The organism is Candidatus Nitrosopumilus sp. bin_68KS (assembly GCF_054095825.1).
This window is the reverse complement of sequence record NZ_JBSWSP010000009.1, coordinates 169,366-184,280: the sequence shown is the minus strand read 5'-3', so window position 1 is coordinate 184,280 and position 14,915 is coordinate 169,366. Positions and strand designations below refer to the sequence as shown.

At 31.5% G+C, this 14,915-nt stretch carries 22 protein-coding genes; 9 read left to right on the top strand and 13 right to left on the bottom strand.

The features are described 5' to 3' along the window. Positions 1-77 precede the first annotated feature (77 nt). Positions 78-278: a hypothetical protein gene (locus tag ACW9W3_RS04360; protein WP_457764939.1), complete on the bottom strand. Its 201-nt coding sequence runs from the start codon at positions 276-278 to the stop codon at positions 78-80. Between the two features lie 56 nt (positions 279-334). Further along, positions 335-760 (bottom strand): hypothetical protein, encoded by a 426-nt coding sequence (locus ACW9W3_RS04355; protein WP_457764938.1) that lies wholly within the window; start codon positions 758-760, stop codon positions 335-337. An 89-nt stretch (positions 761-849) separates the two neighbouring features. On the opposite strand from ACW9W3_RS04355, the gene ACW9W3_RS04350 reads away from it, so the two are divergent. The 7 genes from ACW9W3_RS04350 to ACW9W3_RS04320 all read left to right on the top strand — a co-directional run bounded on the left by ACW9W3_RS04350 (position 850) and on the right by ACW9W3_RS04320 (position 8,650). After that, positions 850-1,284, top strand: a complete 435-nt coding sequence (locus ACW9W3_RS04350; protein ID WP_457764937.1) for a hypothetical protein — start codon at positions 850-852, stop codon at positions 1,282-1,284. Positions 1,285-1,323: 39 nt separating this feature from the next. Then, on the top strand, positions 1,324-1,989 hold the full coding sequence (locus tag ACW9W3_RS04345; protein ID WP_457764936.1) for a PD-(D/E)XK nuclease family protein: 666 nt from the start codon (positions 1,324-1,326) through the stop codon (positions 1,987-1,989). A 290-nt stretch (positions 1,990-2,279) separates the two neighbouring features. Further along, positions 2,280-4,454, top strand: coding sequence for a M20/M25/M40 family metallo-hydrolase (locus ACW9W3_RS04340; RefSeq protein WP_457764935.1), 2,175 nt, complete (start codon positions 2,280-2,282; stop codon positions 4,452-4,454). Positions 4,455-4,470: 16 nt separating this feature from the next. Next, a complete protein-coding gene (locus ACW9W3_RS04335) occupies positions 4,471-5,823 on the top strand; it encodes an NAD(P)/FAD-dependent oxidoreductase (protein ID WP_457764934.1) in 1,353 nt (450 codons plus the stop codon). 71 nt (positions 5,824-5,894) lie between these two features. Then, complete coding sequence (locus ACW9W3_RS04330) at positions 5,895-6,257, top strand: hypothetical protein (protein WP_457764933.1); 363 nt, start codon at positions 5,895-5,897, stop codon at positions 6,255-6,257. Between the two features lie 171 nt (positions 6,258-6,428). After that, positions 6,429-6,830 carry a hypothetical protein gene (locus tag ACW9W3_RS04325; RefSeq protein ID WP_457764932.1) on the top strand — a complete coding sequence of 134 codons (402 nt, stop codon included), beginning with the start codon at positions 6,429-6,431 and terminating at the stop codon, positions 6,828-6,830. Positions 6,831-7,021: 191 nt separating this feature from the next. Next, a complete protein-coding gene (locus ACW9W3_RS04320; protein WP_457764931.1) occupies positions 7,022-8,650 on the top strand; it encodes a gamma-glutamyltransferase family protein in 1,629 nt (542 codons plus the stop codon). A gap of 30 nt (positions 8,651-8,680) precedes the next feature. Here ACW9W3_RS04320 and ACW9W3_RS04315 read toward each other — a convergent pair whose 3' ends face one another. After that, complete coding sequence (locus tag ACW9W3_RS04315) at positions 8,681-8,818, bottom strand: hypothetical protein (RefSeq protein ID WP_457764930.1); 138 nt, start codon at positions 8,816-8,818, stop codon at positions 8,681-8,683. Positions 8,819-8,881: 63 nt separating this feature from the next. Further along, positions 8,882-9,232 (bottom strand): hypothetical protein, encoded by a 351-nt coding sequence (locus ACW9W3_RS04310; protein ID WP_457764929.1) that lies wholly within the window; start codon positions 9,230-9,232, stop codon positions 8,882-8,884. A 70-nt stretch (positions 9,233-9,302) separates the two neighbouring features. On the opposite strand from ACW9W3_RS04310, the gene ACW9W3_RS04305 reads away from it, so the two are divergent. Further along, complete coding sequence (locus ACW9W3_RS04305) at positions 9,303-9,539, top strand: hypothetical protein (protein ID WP_457764928.1); 237 nt, start codon at positions 9,303-9,305, stop codon at positions 9,537-9,539. 135 nt (positions 9,540-9,674) lie between these two features. Here ACW9W3_RS04305 and ACW9W3_RS04300 read toward each other — a convergent pair whose 3' ends face one another. From ACW9W3_RS04300 to ACW9W3_RS04260, 9 genes are all read right to left on the bottom strand, one after another. Further along, entirely contained in the window at positions 9,675-10,067 is a 393-nt protein-coding gene (locus ACW9W3_RS04300) for a hypothetical protein (protein WP_457764927.1), read from the bottom strand. A gap of 43 nt (positions 10,068-10,110) precedes the next feature. After that, a complete protein-coding gene (locus tag ACW9W3_RS04295) occupies positions 10,111-10,266 on the bottom strand; it encodes a hypothetical protein (protein WP_457764926.1) in 156 nt (51 codons plus the stop codon). A 36-nt stretch (positions 10,267-10,302) separates the two neighbouring features. Continuing rightward, entirely contained in the window at positions 10,303-11,343 is a 1,041-nt protein-coding gene (locus tag ACW9W3_RS04290) for a hypothetical protein (RefSeq protein WP_457764925.1), read from the bottom strand. A gap of 379 nt (positions 11,344-11,722) precedes the next feature. Continuing rightward, the gene (locus tag ACW9W3_RS04285) at positions 11,723-12,196 is read right to left on the bottom strand and encodes a hypothetical protein (RefSeq protein WP_457764924.1); all 474 of its coding nucleotides are present in this window, start codon (positions 12,194-12,196) and stop codon (positions 11,723-11,725) included. Positions 12,197-12,316: 120 nt separating this feature from the next. Beyond that, positions 12,317-12,550, bottom strand: coding sequence for a hypothetical protein (locus ACW9W3_RS04280; RefSeq protein WP_457764923.1), 234 nt, complete (start codon positions 12,548-12,550; stop codon positions 12,317-12,319). Positions 12,551-13,003: 453 nt separating this feature from the next. Then, complete coding sequence (locus ACW9W3_RS04275) at positions 13,004-13,153, bottom strand: hypothetical protein (RefSeq protein ID WP_457764922.1); 150 nt, start codon at positions 13,151-13,153, stop codon at positions 13,004-13,006. 133 nt (positions 13,154-13,286) lie between these two features. Next, the gene (locus ACW9W3_RS04270; protein ID WP_457764921.1) at positions 13,287-13,625 is read right to left on the bottom strand and encodes a hypothetical protein; all 339 of its coding nucleotides are present in this window, start codon (positions 13,623-13,625) and stop codon (positions 13,287-13,289) included. A 33-nt stretch (positions 13,626-13,658) separates the two neighbouring features. Then, positions 13,659-14,249: a hypothetical protein gene (locus ACW9W3_RS04265; protein WP_457764920.1), complete on the bottom strand. Its 591-nt coding sequence runs from the start codon at positions 14,247-14,249 to the stop codon at positions 13,659-13,661. Between the two features lie 40 nt (positions 14,250-14,289). Beyond that, positions 14,290-14,493: a hypothetical protein gene (locus ACW9W3_RS04260; RefSeq protein ID WP_457764919.1), complete on the bottom strand. Its 204-nt coding sequence runs from the start codon at positions 14,491-14,493 to the stop codon at positions 14,290-14,292. 63 nt (positions 14,494-14,556) lie between these two features. Between ACW9W3_RS04260 and ACW9W3_RS04255 the strand changes: the two genes are divergently transcribed. Then, positions 14,557-14,811, top strand: coding sequence for a hypothetical protein (locus tag ACW9W3_RS04255; RefSeq protein WP_457764918.1), 255 nt, complete (start codon positions 14,557-14,559; stop codon positions 14,809-14,811). The last annotated feature ends 104 nt before the right edge of the window (positions 14,812-14,915 follow it).

The following is a 14,915-nucleotide window of genomic DNA, read 5'->3' as shown; positions in this document are numbered from 1 at the left end:
TTACTTAGACTTTTGAGAAATCCCATTATTCTAATTACAAATTAGTTCCTTATGTATGTTGAAAGTGAATAGATTTACTAGTTTTCATCTATTTTTTTATTATAATCGTCTACTTTGAGATTGTACTCTTCTATCTCTTTATTTTCATTATCTATGTCTCCCTCAAATAATTCGGGGTTTTCTTTTTGTGCACGTTTCATTAATTTCTTAAAAGCATCTGGATCTTCCTTTTGAAGTTCTAAGAGTATTTTGCCAATAGATTCATCTAGATTACTCATATCTTAGCTTTTACTTCCCCGTATTTTTATTATTCTAAACCCAAATGAAATTTTCTTTATTTTTTAGTATTAGTTGAATAGTAATAGAGCATTCTTGCTTCTTTCCATTGATACCATACAAAATTCCACACCAAATCATCCATGGATTGTCTTTCTTCATTGGAGAATTGTCTTCCTCTAAGATTGTAAATTATTTTACTTCTAATTGTTCCGAGCCTGAGTCCAAGCATTACGCATTCTCTGTTATTATTTGGTAATTCTTTACCTCTGAAACTACTTGATTTTGAATCAAAATCCTCAAAATGTTCATTATGCCATTCAAATTTTGATTTTTCAAAAATTTCAATAATTAATTCAATTGTGTCATAATCTAATTTTTTCTTATCTAATTTCTCTTTGATAATTTCTTCTGTTTTTTCTTTTCTTTGCTTGCTGATTTTTCTCTTCAAATTATTTAGTTCTTTTGCTAATGTTTCTTCCATAAATTCAATCCAATGTTTTCTTAAATTATCTACTAATAACTGTAAAACAAAATTAAATAATTATTAATGAAATTGTCTTTCATTTCAATATGCCTTTAGATAAAATTAAAGACACTGAGCATTACATGCCTTCTCATAAAACGACTATTTTACATGTTAAAGGAAAGCCAGCTGCTTGTATTTTTGACGATGCTCCTGATAATCAACTACGTTTTCAAGTAATATCTAAAAATGATACGTTACAGGCTAGCTTGATTGGGTTTCTAAACAAACATGATGATTTGGGTCTGCTAATGGGATTCAAATTAAAGATAAAAACTGACTCTGATTTTTTTGAATATACTGCATACCCAAGTGAAGAGTTTATTGATACAGTAATTTTTGATGAATCTATTTTTATTATTAATAATAAACTAGAAAATCTTTTTTCATTAAGAAAAATAATCACCGATCAATTCATAAAAACTAAAACAGAATTTGAGAAATTTCAAAAATTAATTCCTAAAAATCCTGAAAATTCATAATTTCCAAATGTTCAATAACAGCATCTCATAATTTTTCTTATGTCTAATTTTTCACAAATGCTAAAGATTAGAGAACCCGAATTACTAGATCGTGAGGATGGTCATTGGTATAAAACAAAATTTGATAAAATCTATCCGTCTATTAGCACTATTTTATCTGCAACATCTTCAGATGACAAACAAAATAGTTTGAAAGCTTGGCGAGAAAATGAGCCTGCACATGAATATATCACTGCTCAAGCTCAAGATATTGGAACTCAATCACATAAAATTATTGAAAACTATCTGAGTAATGTTTTATCATTAGAAGAATTTGACTTGCTTCCAATTGCTCATTTTAATAATTTAAAACCATATTTAGAAAATATTTCAAATGTTATATCTATTGAACAAAGAATGTATTCTGATAAATTAAAAGTAGCAGGTACTAGTGATTTAATTGCAAAATATAATGGCGAAATTTCTATTATTGATTATAAGACAAAAAGAAAACCCCAGATGGATGAATACATGTATGAGTATTATTTACAAACCACCTGTTATGCTCAAATGTTTCAAGAAGTAACTGGCCAAAAAATCAATCAGGTGGTTATTCTAGTTAGTAGTGAAAAAAATACACGTCAAGAATTCATAAAATCATGTGATGATTATATTGAACCAGTAAATGAAAGAATTGAAAAGTACTATCTGAATAGTCTTAATTGACCATATTTGTCAAGATCTGAAAACAAAGGCTTCTATAGTGTCAAAAAAGCAAGAAATGTATGATGAAATATCTCTGTAGAACTTGCAAGAAAAAATGTGATGACATCCCTACACATATGATGAAAGTTCACAATTTCTCGAAAACAATTGTAGAATCTCAACTTAAAGCAAATCCTAATTGCTATAAAAATTCCTTTGAAGTCTTAGAATAGATTCTAATTGAGTTCATTTTAACTACAGTCAAATAGAATTACCTTTATGTAGTATAATTCAAAAATTATTTAGTTTCTATGAAAGTTGCACTAATCTATAACGAAAATGAAATTGATCCTAACGATGTGATCAATGTCTTTGGAATGACAACTAAAGAACATTATAGTAAAAAGGCTGTTGAAAAAGTTGCGCAGGCATTAGAAAAAGGCGGACACACTGTGAAGGTAGTTGAAGGTGATATCCATCTTGCAGATGAATTGCGCGAATTCATGCCAAAAGTAGTTGCAGGGGACACTCCTGGTATGGTTTTCAATATGGCATATGGTATTCAAGGTCAGAATAGATACACTCACGTTCCTGCAATGATGGAAATGTTGGGAATCCCTTACATTGGTTCTGGACCTGCAGGACATGCAATTGTTCAAGATAAAGTTATGACTAAAATTGTATTACAGAAAAATAATATACCTACTCCTGGATTTTGGGTTTTCCGAACCCCTGAGGACAAACATGATGATTTAATTTTTCCAGTTATTGTAAAACCAAAACTTGAGTCCACTTCTATGGGCATGGAAGTGGTTGATAATTGGGATGATCTTAGAGCAGCAGTTAAAGTACAAATTGAAAAATTTCAACAGGATATTCTAGTCGAACAATTTATTTCAGGCAGAGAGTTTGCAGTTGGAGTTTTAGGAAATCATCCAAATGCTGATATTTTACCCATTGTTGAAATTAATTTAGATCATCCTGATCAAATACAAACTATTACTGATAAAAAGAAAAAAGGTGGAGTTGAAAAAACATGTCCTGCAAAATTATCTAAAGAAAAAGCAGAAGAAATGCGTCAAATGTGTTTAAACGCCTTTTCATGTTTAGGGTTAAATGATTACAGCAGAGTAGATTTCCGAATGGATAAAGATGAAAATCTTTACATTCTTGAATTAAACTCTATGGCCAGTCTTGGACAAGGTGGATCATTATTTTATGCTGCCAAAACTGCAGGTTACACATACGAATCCTTAATTAACAAAATTCTTGATGTTGCGGTAATTCGATATTTTGGTTCTACTATTCCACAACATGAATCTGAGGCTGATTTAACCCAACCACTTCGTGTAGTTTCAAGAACTTACTTGAGAGGTCACCTACAAAGTCTAAAAGAAACATTGAGGGATTTTGTCAATCTAAATACTCATGTGTATAATCTTGAGCATGTTAATCAATTAGGGGGAATGCTTTCTAAAAGATTGAAACATCTTGGATTTGAAGAACAATTTCATAGAGAATTGGATGTGGGTGATTTTCATTATTTTACAAACCATGCAGAATCACAAAACGATGTTCTCATAGTTTCCCATCTTGACTCACATTACGGCCCAGATGATTTGATAAGCTATCATGAAGATGATGATAAAATAATTGGTTCTGGTATTGCTGAAAGTAAAGGTGGATTGGTAGTGATGCTAGGGGCATTACATTCACTACGTTTTGCAAAAAAACTTAGAAAAATCAGATGCTCTGTCTTACTTACCACTGATGATAGTTTAGGAGGACGTTATAGTAAGAGACTAGTCAATGAATATTCAAAAAAATCAAAATACGTAATCGGATTAAAATCTGGCAGTAAGGATGGCGGAATCATTACAACTTGTTATGGGAGAAGGGATTATCAAATTAGATTTACTGCAACATCATCTCAGGCTGAATCTGAATCTGACATTCATGGGATTATTCCAGTATTGGCAAAAAAACTACATGCACTAGAAAAACTCTCAAAGAATGAAGATAATTACAAATTAAGAACTACATCTGTTGTTGCCCAAGGTTCTCATGGGCATACTCCAAATTATGCAACATTATCTTTGACATGCAGTTACCAAACTGCAAAACTTGGAGAAACACTTGATGCAAAAATTCAAACAATTATGAAAAAAAGAGAAGAAGGTTCTAAAAAACTAGATGTCGCAATAAACAAAATACAAACTAGGCCTCCAGTACTTGAAGAGCCATCTGATAGCAAATTCTACGAGATGGTTGAAGAACTTGCTAAAAAACATGATATGAAAATCAAAAAACATTGTCAAATCGTCTCTTCTGATATTAGCAATGTTCCAACAGAACTTCCAGCTCTTGATGGATTTGGTCCTCTGGGACACCATTATCGATCAATTAAAGAATATATTCTTCACGATAGTATTTTAGATAGAGCAGCTTTACTGGCTTCAGTTTTATACAAATGCTCTGAGAAGTAATTTCTCATTTGTACTAATGTCAAAAATTAAGAAAATTCTCATACTTGGCGGAGGATTTGGTGGAATTAATGTTTTGAGATTAATTCAAAATAAATTTAAAAATAATCCCAATATCAAAATAAGCATAGTTAGTCAAGATAATTATTTTTTGTATACTCCAATGTTACCTCAGGTTTCTTCTGGATTAATTCATCCAAATGATATTACAGTTCCTATCAGAAAATTATGTAAACAAGCAGAATTCTATCATGCTGCAGTATCATATATTGACATGAAACAAAAATTAGTTACTGTTACTCGTGAATTTGATGGTAAAGTACATGCATTGGAATATGATTATTTGGTTATCACACTTGGTAGCAATACAAACTTTTTTGATAATGAAAATATTGAAAAACATGCTTTTACCATTAAAACAGTTGAGGATGCATTATCAATTAATTTCAATCTAATCAACATGTTAGAAAATGCAGCTCAGACATCTGATTTGGATTTTAAAAAAGAATTGATGACATTCACTGTTGTAGGAGGTGGATTTGCAGGTGTTGAGACAATGGGGGAGATTAATCAACTCATTAGAGACTCTGTAAAAAATTTCTATCCTAGTATTGGTGAGGAAAATATCTCTATGAATTTAATTGCCTCAAAAGATTATATTTTGCCTGAACTTGGCCCCAAACTTGGAAAACTTGCTGGAGACTACTTGAAAAAGGCTGGGGTGAATGTACTTACAAATACTAAAGCTGTAGATGCTGGTGAAGATTTTGTTCAGTTGTCTGACGGAAAAATTATTCCATGTATGACTCTGATTTGGGCTGCAGGTATTGATGTGGAACCTATCGTATCTGAAATAGATTGTGTTCATAAAAAATCAGGCAAGCTAAAAGTGGACAAATACCTAAGAGTTATTGATCATGACCATGTATTTGCATTAGGTGATTGTGCTCTTATTACAAATCCTATTACTGGTCAAGCATATCCTACAACTGCCCAGAACTCAATACATCAAAGTGCAACTGTTGCAAATAATTTATTTGCAGTTGTTTCTGGCAAATCTGATCTTAAAGAGTATTCTTTTAGAAGTAAAGGCATGATGACTACACTAGGTAGAAAAGTTGCAATCGCAGTTTTATTTGGTCGCCCAATAACTGGTTCTTTAGCATGGTTGATTTGGAGAACTTATTATTTATCCAAATTGCCTACTATGGAAAAAAAATACCAAGTTGCAACTAGCTGGTTAGCAGATTTGTTGTTTAAACGGGACCTAACTTTTATCGGTTTGATCAAAAGCAAGTATCTGACAAAAGTAGATATTAAATCGGATATTCGTTCTGTAAAAGATTTTTTTAATGAAGGTTTGACTGGATAATTTTGGTTTTCAAAAATCTTCTCAATTATTTTTTTAGATTGGGTTTAAATAAACAAGAATCAATTAATTGTATGGCAATAATCCATGAAACTGCAGTAATTGGTGACGGAGTAAAAATGGATGATAGTGTTGAAATTGAAAAAGAAGTAAGGGTTGGAAATGATTGTGTTTTCGGCAAAGATGTTTTAATAGAAAAAAAATCTGTCATAGGTAGCAAAGTTACAATTGATGAAGGCTGTGTAATAGAAAAAAAATCTAATATTGGTAATGATTCTGTTTTTGGTAAAAAAGTAGTTGTTGAGAAAAAAACAGTCATAGGTACAGGCGTAAAAATAGGTGATAATGTTGTGATAAAACAAAAAGCAACGATATTAGATGGTGCAACAATTCCAGAGGGTACAATAGTTAATGAAGAAACTACTTTTCCAAAGTAATTGTAATTGCCAATCAAAGTTATTTCAAAAATAACACTTGTAAAAAAATAAACTGTTTTTTATCTGAAAATTTTTAATTTAAAATTATTAATGCTATTTTTTGAAATTGACTTAATCTTCTATGTAGTCAACTAGCATTATAATTAAATAGAAAATTCGTTAAATTTTTACATGGCTGATGTGGATCCAACTGCAATTATTGGTACTGGCATTAAAATGGCAGAGAATACCGTTATTGAAGGAGATGCACATATTGGAAATGATTGTGATTTAGCTCCGAGAGTAGTAATTGAAAAACATGCAATTATAGGAAATAAAGTGAAAATGGGTGAACATTGTGTTGTTGAAAGAAAAGTCATTGTTGGAAATGATTGTGTTTTTGGTAAACATGTTGTAATTGAAGGTGGTGCCACAGTAGGAAATGCAGTAAAGATTGGTGATGATGTTGTACTAGAAAAAGACACTAAAGTTTTAGATGGTGCAGATATTCCAACTGGTACTGTTTTATCTGCAGGCCATACTTTTCCAGATGGAACAACACTAAAGGCAAAGTATTTCAAACACGATAAATAATTCTTAGATTTTTTATATGTGCTTTTTTGTTTGTAAATAGATTACTTTAACAAATCTACATATATTCAGTTAATATGTAGAGAGAAAAAACTAACATAGTTGAAAAAATTATTTAATTTTAATGAAAATAAATTGTTGCTGGCCTGAATGTATAATACTGATTTAATTAATAAAAACTTGAGGGAATACGTTTGAATCTGGAAAAAATTGAATCATCTTTTACTCCAACTGATGATCAAAAATGTTCAAAATCTAAACACGGTATGGTTTCATCTGCATTTCCTGATGCAACAAAAGCAGGAGTTGAAATGCTCAAGAAAGGTGGAAATGCAATTGACGCTGCATGTGCTACTGCAATTGCACTAGGCGTGTGTGAGCCTCAATCCTCTGGTTTGGGAGGTCAGTCACTTGCAATGATTCACATTAATGGGAAAACAATAGCCCTTGATGGTTCTAGTCGTGCTCCTTCACTTGCGCATGCATCATTTTTTGAAAAAAAATCCACTCGATTCATTGGATATAGAGCATCTACTGTTCCCAGCACCCCTGCCGTCATTGGATATCTGAATCAACATTATGGAAAACTAGATTGGGCTACGATAATTGAGCCTTCGATAAGAATTGCAAAGCGAGGATATAGAATAACACAATTACAACATGATATTCAAACAACAAATCTAGAAAAATTCTTTCGTGTAAAATCAAAATCTGGTGCTAAATATTTTCTAAAAGATGGTTTAGTACCATATGATGTGGGGGATTTATTTGTACAAGATGATTTAACTGAACTTCTAAAACACATTAGTGAGCATGGATACCAAACATTCTACCATGGAATGATTGCAAAAAAAATTAATGAAGATATGCGAATAAATGAAGGATTTTTACATGCCGATGATCTTGCATTAATTCCAGAACCCATAGAAAGAAAACCTTTGGTACGATCTTACAGAGGAATTCAAATTGTTACTATGCCTCCTCCAACAGCAGGAAGAACACTTCTTTTAGTATTGATGATGTTGAACAATGTTTCATCAGAATTCCTCCGTAGTAAAAATCCCAATTCTTATCATTTTGTAGCTGAAACTTTTCGGAAAGCATTATCTCACAGATCACAGAGACCTTATGATCCAAACACATATCATCAAACTCGAGATACTACTCATCTTAGTTCTGCATTTGCAAGAACTCTTGCTGGGTCCATTAGAAATATTGTTGATCCTTCTCTTCCATTTGAAGATCCTGCTAAAGATCCTGATGAAACAACACATCTTTCTGTAATGGATGATGAGGGAAACGCAATTGGAATCACACAGTCCATAGAATTATCTTATGGTTCAAAAGCTGCAGCAGAAGGTTTGGGGTTCCTCTATAATAATTACATGTCATGTTATGAATTTAAAAATACTAATCATCCATTCTATTTGAGACCTAATACTTCACCATGGACATCAGTGTGTCCTACAATTGTGAATTATGATAATAAACCTCTAATGATTTTGGGGAGTCCTGGAAGCTCAAGAATTTTTTCAGTAGTTAGTCATTTTCTTTCAAGAATTATTGATGGGAATAATTCCATTGATACTGCTATGCTTAAACCTAGAATTCATTGTTCTCTTAATGGTACTATAAGTATCGAAGAAGGATTTGCTGATGGTGAAGTTGTTCCATATTTGGAAAAACTTGGCTACAAAATTGATCCAAGAGAACGATATTCATTTTTCCTTGGTGCAATTCATGCTGTAATGAAATGTCAAACAAGTGATGAATTTCAGGGTGTTGCAGAAATCCGTAGGGATGGTACTGCAGAAGGAATATGATTTTTTTTGATTGAAAATTCTAAAATTTGATTAATGTGATTCACGAATAAATTCATTTTTGTCATTTACAAAATTCCCACATGTATCACAAAGCCATTGAGTTACGTTTTCATCCTTTATCCATTTTGGAAGTCTTCTATCATTACATGTTTTACAAAATAAGGACATAGTTTCTACTGTTTTATCTCCTATTTGTACCGGCGCTATTATTTAATTTGTGAAATATCTGATTTATTCATTCCAAATTGATTGGGTTTTGAGCCATGCAATCAAATCCTTATACAATCTACTTTTTTGCATGTTTAAAACCCCAATTTCTAAATTCGTTGAAGATTTAACAGTTTTTGTATACTTTTCATAAACTGCAAAAATTATCTTGTCTAGAAACATCTCATTTTGCATCTCTTTTTTTGCCAATTCCTCAGATTCTGTCATGGCAAAACTTGCAAATAAAACCCCGTCAACCCAATATGCGTTTGCAGCCTCTAGTGAGGACATCATTCCAATCAAATCATCAAGATTTAGTTTAATCATATCGCGAACAAAAATTCTATTGTATGGCTTATGTACAAATTCTGTCATGGAATTTCATTTTTTATAGAGTCTAATGAATATTTGGAAATTTTATAACTAGTTTTTACAGAATTATTCTATGAGTAAAAAGCCTGATAGTTCATCTGAGCATGATCTATTTGTTACAGAGTTTCCAAAACAAAATTTTGGAATTGTAGACTATTTACAGGGTAGAGTTCATTTTGCTCTATTAGATCAAATGAAATTAATGCATACCTCTGGTATGTCAAAAACACAAATCAAAGAAAAAATCCTTTCATCTGTAACTGAAATAATTGATAAATTTGAACCTCAAAAAGAATCAAAAAGTTCTTGAATCCATTTTTCCTGATTCTGCCATGGTTATTTTGTGACATTGACAATAACAATTTGTGTGTGGCATGTCATGTTCATTTCTGTATTTGCATTCTTTAGTGTGTTCTATCATGGACATTTTTTTGAATCCTTTAGGCTATGCTTTTGTAGGATCACGGCTTAGAATGTTTAGGATATGTTCTACAATCTGTTTTTGTCCTCCTTGATGAGTATCAGTTCTTACAGAATCTGAACCCATACTGACAAAAATCAAATTATCATCCTCCAAAGGAAAAGTTATTCTCGTAATCTTTTCAAATGCTGCAACTGCATATAGCCCGTTTCCAATTTTTGGACTCAATGCTTTTCGTCCTTTCCATGCATCTGCTGCTCTTTTCAATGATGACTTTGTCTCTTCTTGAGAAAGAAAATTAGTAATCCCCTCTCTGTGATTTGTTGCAAGAATGTTTCCTTCAGTATCTGTTATTATACTATGTCTGATGTTGATGTCTGAATCCATTATTCTCTGTAAGAGATTTTCAAAATTCATGTAAGTTATAATGCAAAATATTACTTAAGTAATTCTGAGAGTATTATTCCTGATTTTTATATTCAAAATAGTCTACAAAAGCCTCATTTAGATTATTTAATAATTTTTTATCTTTAAACCCTGATTTTTTTAATTCGTCCCATGATTTTTCTATCTCTTTTTTTAAAACGTATAATGTTCTTTTATCGTCACAGTGCATATGGAATTTATTCTAATCTCAAATTTATTGGTGTCTTTAAATCACGGATTCTACGGGTATTGGAATTTTCTTTTTAGCAACTTTAATCGCAAACCATCCCATTATTGCACCTGGTATGGACATTATTCCTAAAATCATACCTAATGTTTCAGAAAATTCTGGCAGTAAATCATACCCTGAGGCATCATTAAATATGTAAAATTGAATATATGCCATTCCAATTAACGGCATACTAAAAACAAGAAACACTGAACCAACAAGTGCACCTGCAATATTTTCACCATACTTTTTGATTTTAATTTTATTACAAATTATTGCATCTGCCAGTATGGCAAACAACATTGGCAATACAAACCATGGAAGATACCCCCAAAGAAATTCTGCTGGAATGATATTTGATGTGATGTTCAGTGTAATGAATACAGCGGTAACTAAAGTAGCACTTCCAAATTTTCTCACTGATTTAGCAGAAGCCCAAAAAATTAATGTGCTAAAAAATGGCATTGTAATTGCTGCAATTATTACTGCTAAATATGGATCAGGATCTAAATCTAGTGTATCGCCTGTCGATATTGGCAATGTGAATTGAAAGATAAACCCAATTGTGATGAACCATAAAACACCATATGCAAAAATTAATGCAGGTTTGACAACTTTGAAATTAAACGGAATTAATCTTGCTAATCCTATTACTGTACCAACAGTTTGAATTAAAATTCCAGTAATTAATGTCAAATGTGTGGGGCTAAGTAACCCATCTGTTCCAAACATTTCGTGCCAGAAATAATCTCCAGGACCTGCAGTTATCTGAAATAATCCTCCAATAATCACCAACTTTAATCCTAGTACAAATGATTCGTTTCTCATTTCTTTATTTTTTAGCAATGAAAATACTGCCATTATTGATGAAATCAATCCTATTCCAACTCCTGAATAGAGTACTCCGTGAGGTGGGGTGAAAAATGATTCTGGTTCGCCTAATTGATGGCTGGTAATGTCCCAGCTACCGCCCCATGTCTGTAAAATTGTTCCAAATAATGCAATAATTAGAATGACTATAACGACTCTGTATGACAAATCTATACTTTTCTTAAAAAATTACCTTATGAATTTTATGAATGAAAAATGAGGCTTTAGAAATTCTAAAGTCCTTCATCAGAATTTTCTGATTTCTGTTTACACCAACAGTTAGAACTACATGTGAAATTAACTCCTGGCATTTCAATCGTCTGAAATTAACCAAGAGATTCCAATTACTTCTTCCCATGATGTTTGGTTATTGTTATCTTGCATACTGATAGTATGAGAATTTTATATTTAACACAGATGAATGATTTATCAGTATCAATACTATGTACAATTTAGTAGTGATTCTTTATATCGAAAATAAATTATCTTTAATACCCGACCATAAATGGTGCGATACTCAATTCAATTAAGTTTTGAATCTCACCATTTAATCTTGATTTTGTAAACTGGCAGTTTTTTCATAAAAATACTCTTGTTTTTTTAATTCTTTTTCAGATATTATTCTACATTTTCTCATGGGAACTAGTCTTGAAATTTGCTCATATGTGTTCATATCTCTTACATCTGCAGCATACGCAATTTGGAGAAGTGGTGATTTTTCCTCAATCATTGGTTTTGCTTGCTCATATCCTCCACTTTGTCTCATTCCTGTTCTAAAAAGTCCAACATGTGTATCGCTTTTTGAAATTTGGGGATCTTCATAACAGCATATAGCAAATTCATCATCATCTTTTTCGATGATTGTTAGTCTGGTAAATTTGTCACTCCAATCTTCTACTTCTTTGGCAATTAGTAAAGCCTCTTTTTTATCTTCAAATACTGTTGATACTACTAGTCTGTCTTTTTCATATGCCCATGAAATTCCATAGAAATTTCTGTGCCAATCAATATCAAAAGACATGTTTAATCAATTAAAAAATATCAAATTAATGCTTTCGAATTTCTATTTTGGGTAAATCATTTGTATTAAAATTTGATTGATATTAGATTTTTTCTCCAATATTATTAAAAAAAATTTTGGCTAGCACATTTTTTCGCATTCACATTGTCTACTTGTAAACAAATTTTTGAATGCCTCATACTTTGACTGCCCTATGGATGGTTTCTTCCTCCCAACAATTTTGAATAAATTGATTCCAGTCTCAGCGCTAGTTCCTTTGACTGCCCATGAACCATTTTTCATTAGATATGGTTGTGGGTTTTTCATTGACACTTTTTTTCGTGCCTTGATATCATATGCCTCTATCCCTGACATATCCTTTATTGTGATAATTACTATTACAGATTTAGAGTAAATTTTATCATAGTTTTTAGTTTAAAATTAATTTTTATTCAGGCATAATCATATTTTTTCAAAATAATGTTGAATATAATTAAAGTGACTTTTTTGTACATTCACATTTTTCACGCTTTTCACAAAAGGGACAATTACAATCACAAAAATTATCCCTTAATTGCATGTTGCACAATTTGTATATTCTGAAAAATCCTCTCTCAAACTAATTTTTCTCTCATAACAATTACTTGTTTTTAAAATTGATGAATCTCTTAACTTTATTTCTGAAAATTAGTTTTATTTTTTGATTTTAATTAAACACATGTTTGCAAACTCTCTCAAATTTCTTTTATATCTTGAGACTATTATTATATTGACGACTTCGTGTAGTGGTCTAGGCATGCTATAAACGATCACTATTCCAAGACGTCATTACTCTCGTTTTTTTAATAATGCTTCTTCTGGGGTTTTTTCTTTATTGGTTTCCCAATGCCAGTTATGATGTTTCTTCCAGTGATTATCTAATTCTGCAGTGGTGGGTTCTTTCCCAAGAGGAGTCCCACATAGTTTACATTGTTTCATTTTTAATTCCGGTCTTTTTCTTTTTTGATTTTACTATTGGGTGACATTGTGCTGGAAGATTTTCATCATTGTCCATGGTTACTTTATTACAATGTTGAATTAAATAAAGAGTTTTGATGTACTCTGTTTTATTTTACTTCTTTTTTGAAATGGGTTTTTTCTTTTTCTCTGCACTGAATTTTTCTCTTTTTCGTCTTTTTTCCAAATCCATAATCATGTATGTTTTCCCAGTTTCACACAGTTTCATTTCTCCTGTAAATTCATCATGAATTGATTCTAGTGAACCGCTAGATAGTAATTGACCCACAATGTTCCATGCAGAATCTTCTGAAATTTCAAATTTGTAATGAATTGTTGAAACTTTGGTAAAATATCCATTTCTTGAATTTCTTAAAATAAACTGTTCTATTTTTTCCTCAGTTGTTAGCGAAGGTTCTTTTTTAAATCTTCTAAAAGGCCTTCTCTCAGACAATATTTCTCCCGGTGTTTTCTGGTATTTTAGTAATCATTTGGCACTAATGGTATCCGGATCATTATTCCCTGGTAAATATTTGTCACCTAAACGCTCTTTCATTTTTTCATCAAATTCTTCTTGCAGTCGTGTTAGATAGATTTCAGCTTCTGTTTCATCTTCTGGAATTCCTGTATTGATATCATAATTGAAACCCGTTGCTAAATGATAAAATCCCTCAAAGAATTCTTTGCAGTCGATGACATCTGCATTGGAATCTATTGTCACTACCAAACAACTTTCTTCGACTCTAAAATTAAGGCAAATTTCCTCCTCAATCATAATGTCGGCCATTACTGCCATGATGTATGGTATGTGCTGATTATTCAGTTTGCTTTGACCCTTACCTGCTATCCATAATTCATTACCCTCAATCAAATTATCAAAAGTTCTTACAGTTACATCTCTAATTTCTGAATCAGTAAAAGCTAATTTTGATTTCCATGATTGTTTGTCATATTCCCCTGGTTTGGCATAGGCTAAATCGAATCTTAATTCTTCGTTAATTTGTTCAAATTCCCATATTTGCTTGTTAGTCCACATTGGGGAAAATTCATCAATCAATTCCCTTGTTCTCTGATCCATTGTATGTTTTTCATTTTTCTAATGTTTATTCCTATCTTATCTAGTTAATTCCTGATTTGAGGTATTCTATTGTGCATTCGGCCAATTCTTTGTCGTTGTGCTTTTTTATGTCATGTTTGCAATTTGGGCAATTCCCTGTTTGCTCTTCATCAAATTCTTCTCCTACTTGCTTCATACAACATTCCATTAATTCTGATGTAGAGTGAGATTCCATCAAAAGTTTGCATGTGGGACATTCAGTCAATTGCAAATTTTATCTAAAACTGATTATTAATAAATTATATTTGAATTTTTTAAAGTGTTTTGTATGAATATAATTGATAAATTTAAAAATAAATTAAGATGTACTTGCAATAATGTTGTTTCTTTTGAAATAATTGATAATATTGAATGTGATTGGGGAGATCATATAGTTATCCAATGTCCAAGCTGTCAGGAACTTTTTTGTATTGATAATCAATGTCCTGCGTTTCAAGATGTCACAAAATTAGCAAATATCAACACAGGATTATATTCAAATGATGAACTTGAAACATATCGGTCTCACTCACATCCAAATTGAAATCTTTTAGCCACAGATGACTTGGTAATCAATGTCGTATCGGATTACCAACATCCCAGCATATCTATGGCAATGCCATAAATTTGATAATATCTTTAAAATAA

Excerpts from the sequence above, each read along its gene's own strand:
- ACW9W3_RS04360 (WP_457764939.1), bottom strand. The coding sequence starts at position 278 with ATGAGTAATCTAGATGAATCTATTGGCAAAATACTCTTAGAACTTCAA.
- ACW9W3_RS04355 (WP_457764938.1), bottom strand. The coding sequence starts at position 760 with ATGGAAGAAACATTAGCAAAAGAACTAAATAATTTGAAGAGAAAAATC.
- ACW9W3_RS04350 (WP_457764937.1), top strand. The coding sequence starts at position 850 with ATGCCTTTAGATAAAATTAAAGACACTGAGCATTACATGCCTTCTCAT.
- ACW9W3_RS04345 (WP_457764936.1), top strand. The coding sequence starts at position 1,324 with ATGTCTAATTTTTCACAAATGCTAAAGATTAGAGAACCCGAATTACTA.
- ACW9W3_RS04340 (WP_457764935.1), top strand. The coding sequence starts at position 2,280 with ATGAAAGTTGCACTAATCTATAACGAAAATGAAATTGATCCTAACGAT.
- ACW9W3_RS04335 (WP_457764934.1), top strand. The coding sequence starts at position 4,471 with ATGTCAAAAATTAAGAAAATTCTCATACTTGGCGGAGGATTTGGTGGA.
- ACW9W3_RS04330 (WP_457764933.1), top strand. The coding sequence starts at position 5,895 with ATGGCAATAATCCATGAAACTGCAGTAATTGGTGACGGAGTAAAAATG.
- ACW9W3_RS04325 (WP_457764932.1), top strand. The coding sequence starts at position 6,429 with ATGGCTGATGTGGATCCAACTGCAATTATTGGTACTGGCATTAAAATG.
- ACW9W3_RS04315 (WP_457764930.1), bottom strand. The coding sequence starts at position 8,818 with ATGTCCTTATTTTGTAAAACATGTAATGATAGAAGACTTCCAAAATGG.
- ACW9W3_RS04310 (WP_457764929.1), bottom strand. The coding sequence starts at position 9,232 with ATGACAGAATTTGTACATAAGCCATACAATAGAATTTTTGTTCGCGAT.
- ACW9W3_RS04305 (WP_457764928.1), top strand. The coding sequence starts at position 9,303 with ATGAGTAAAAAGCCTGATAGTTCATCTGAGCATGATCTATTTGTTACA.
- ACW9W3_RS04300 (WP_457764927.1), bottom strand. The coding sequence starts at position 10,067 with ATGAATTTTGAAAATCTCTTACAGAGAATAATGGATTCAGACATCAAC.
- ACW9W3_RS04295 (WP_457764926.1), bottom strand. The coding sequence starts at position 10,266 with ATGCACTGTGACGATAAAAGAACATTATACGTTTTAAAAAAAGAGATA.
- ACW9W3_RS04285 (WP_457764924.1), bottom strand. The coding sequence starts at position 12,196 with ATGTCTTTTGATATTGATTGGCACAGAAATTTCTATGGAATTTCATGG.
- ACW9W3_RS04280 (WP_457764923.1), bottom strand. The coding sequence starts at position 12,550 with ATGTCAGGGATAGAGGCATATGATATCAAGGCACGAAAAAAAGTGTCA.
- ACW9W3_RS04275 (WP_457764922.1), bottom strand. The coding sequence starts at position 13,153 with ATGAAACAATGTAAACTATGTGGGACTCCTCTTGGGAAAGAACCCACC.
- ACW9W3_RS04265 (WP_457764920.1), bottom strand. The coding sequence starts at position 14,249 with ATGGATCAGAGAACAAGGGAATTGATTGATGAATTTTCCCCAATGTGG.
- ACW9W3_RS04255 (WP_457764918.1), top strand. The coding sequence starts at position 14,557 with ATGAATATAATTGATAAATTTAAAAATAAATTAAGATGTACTTGCAAT.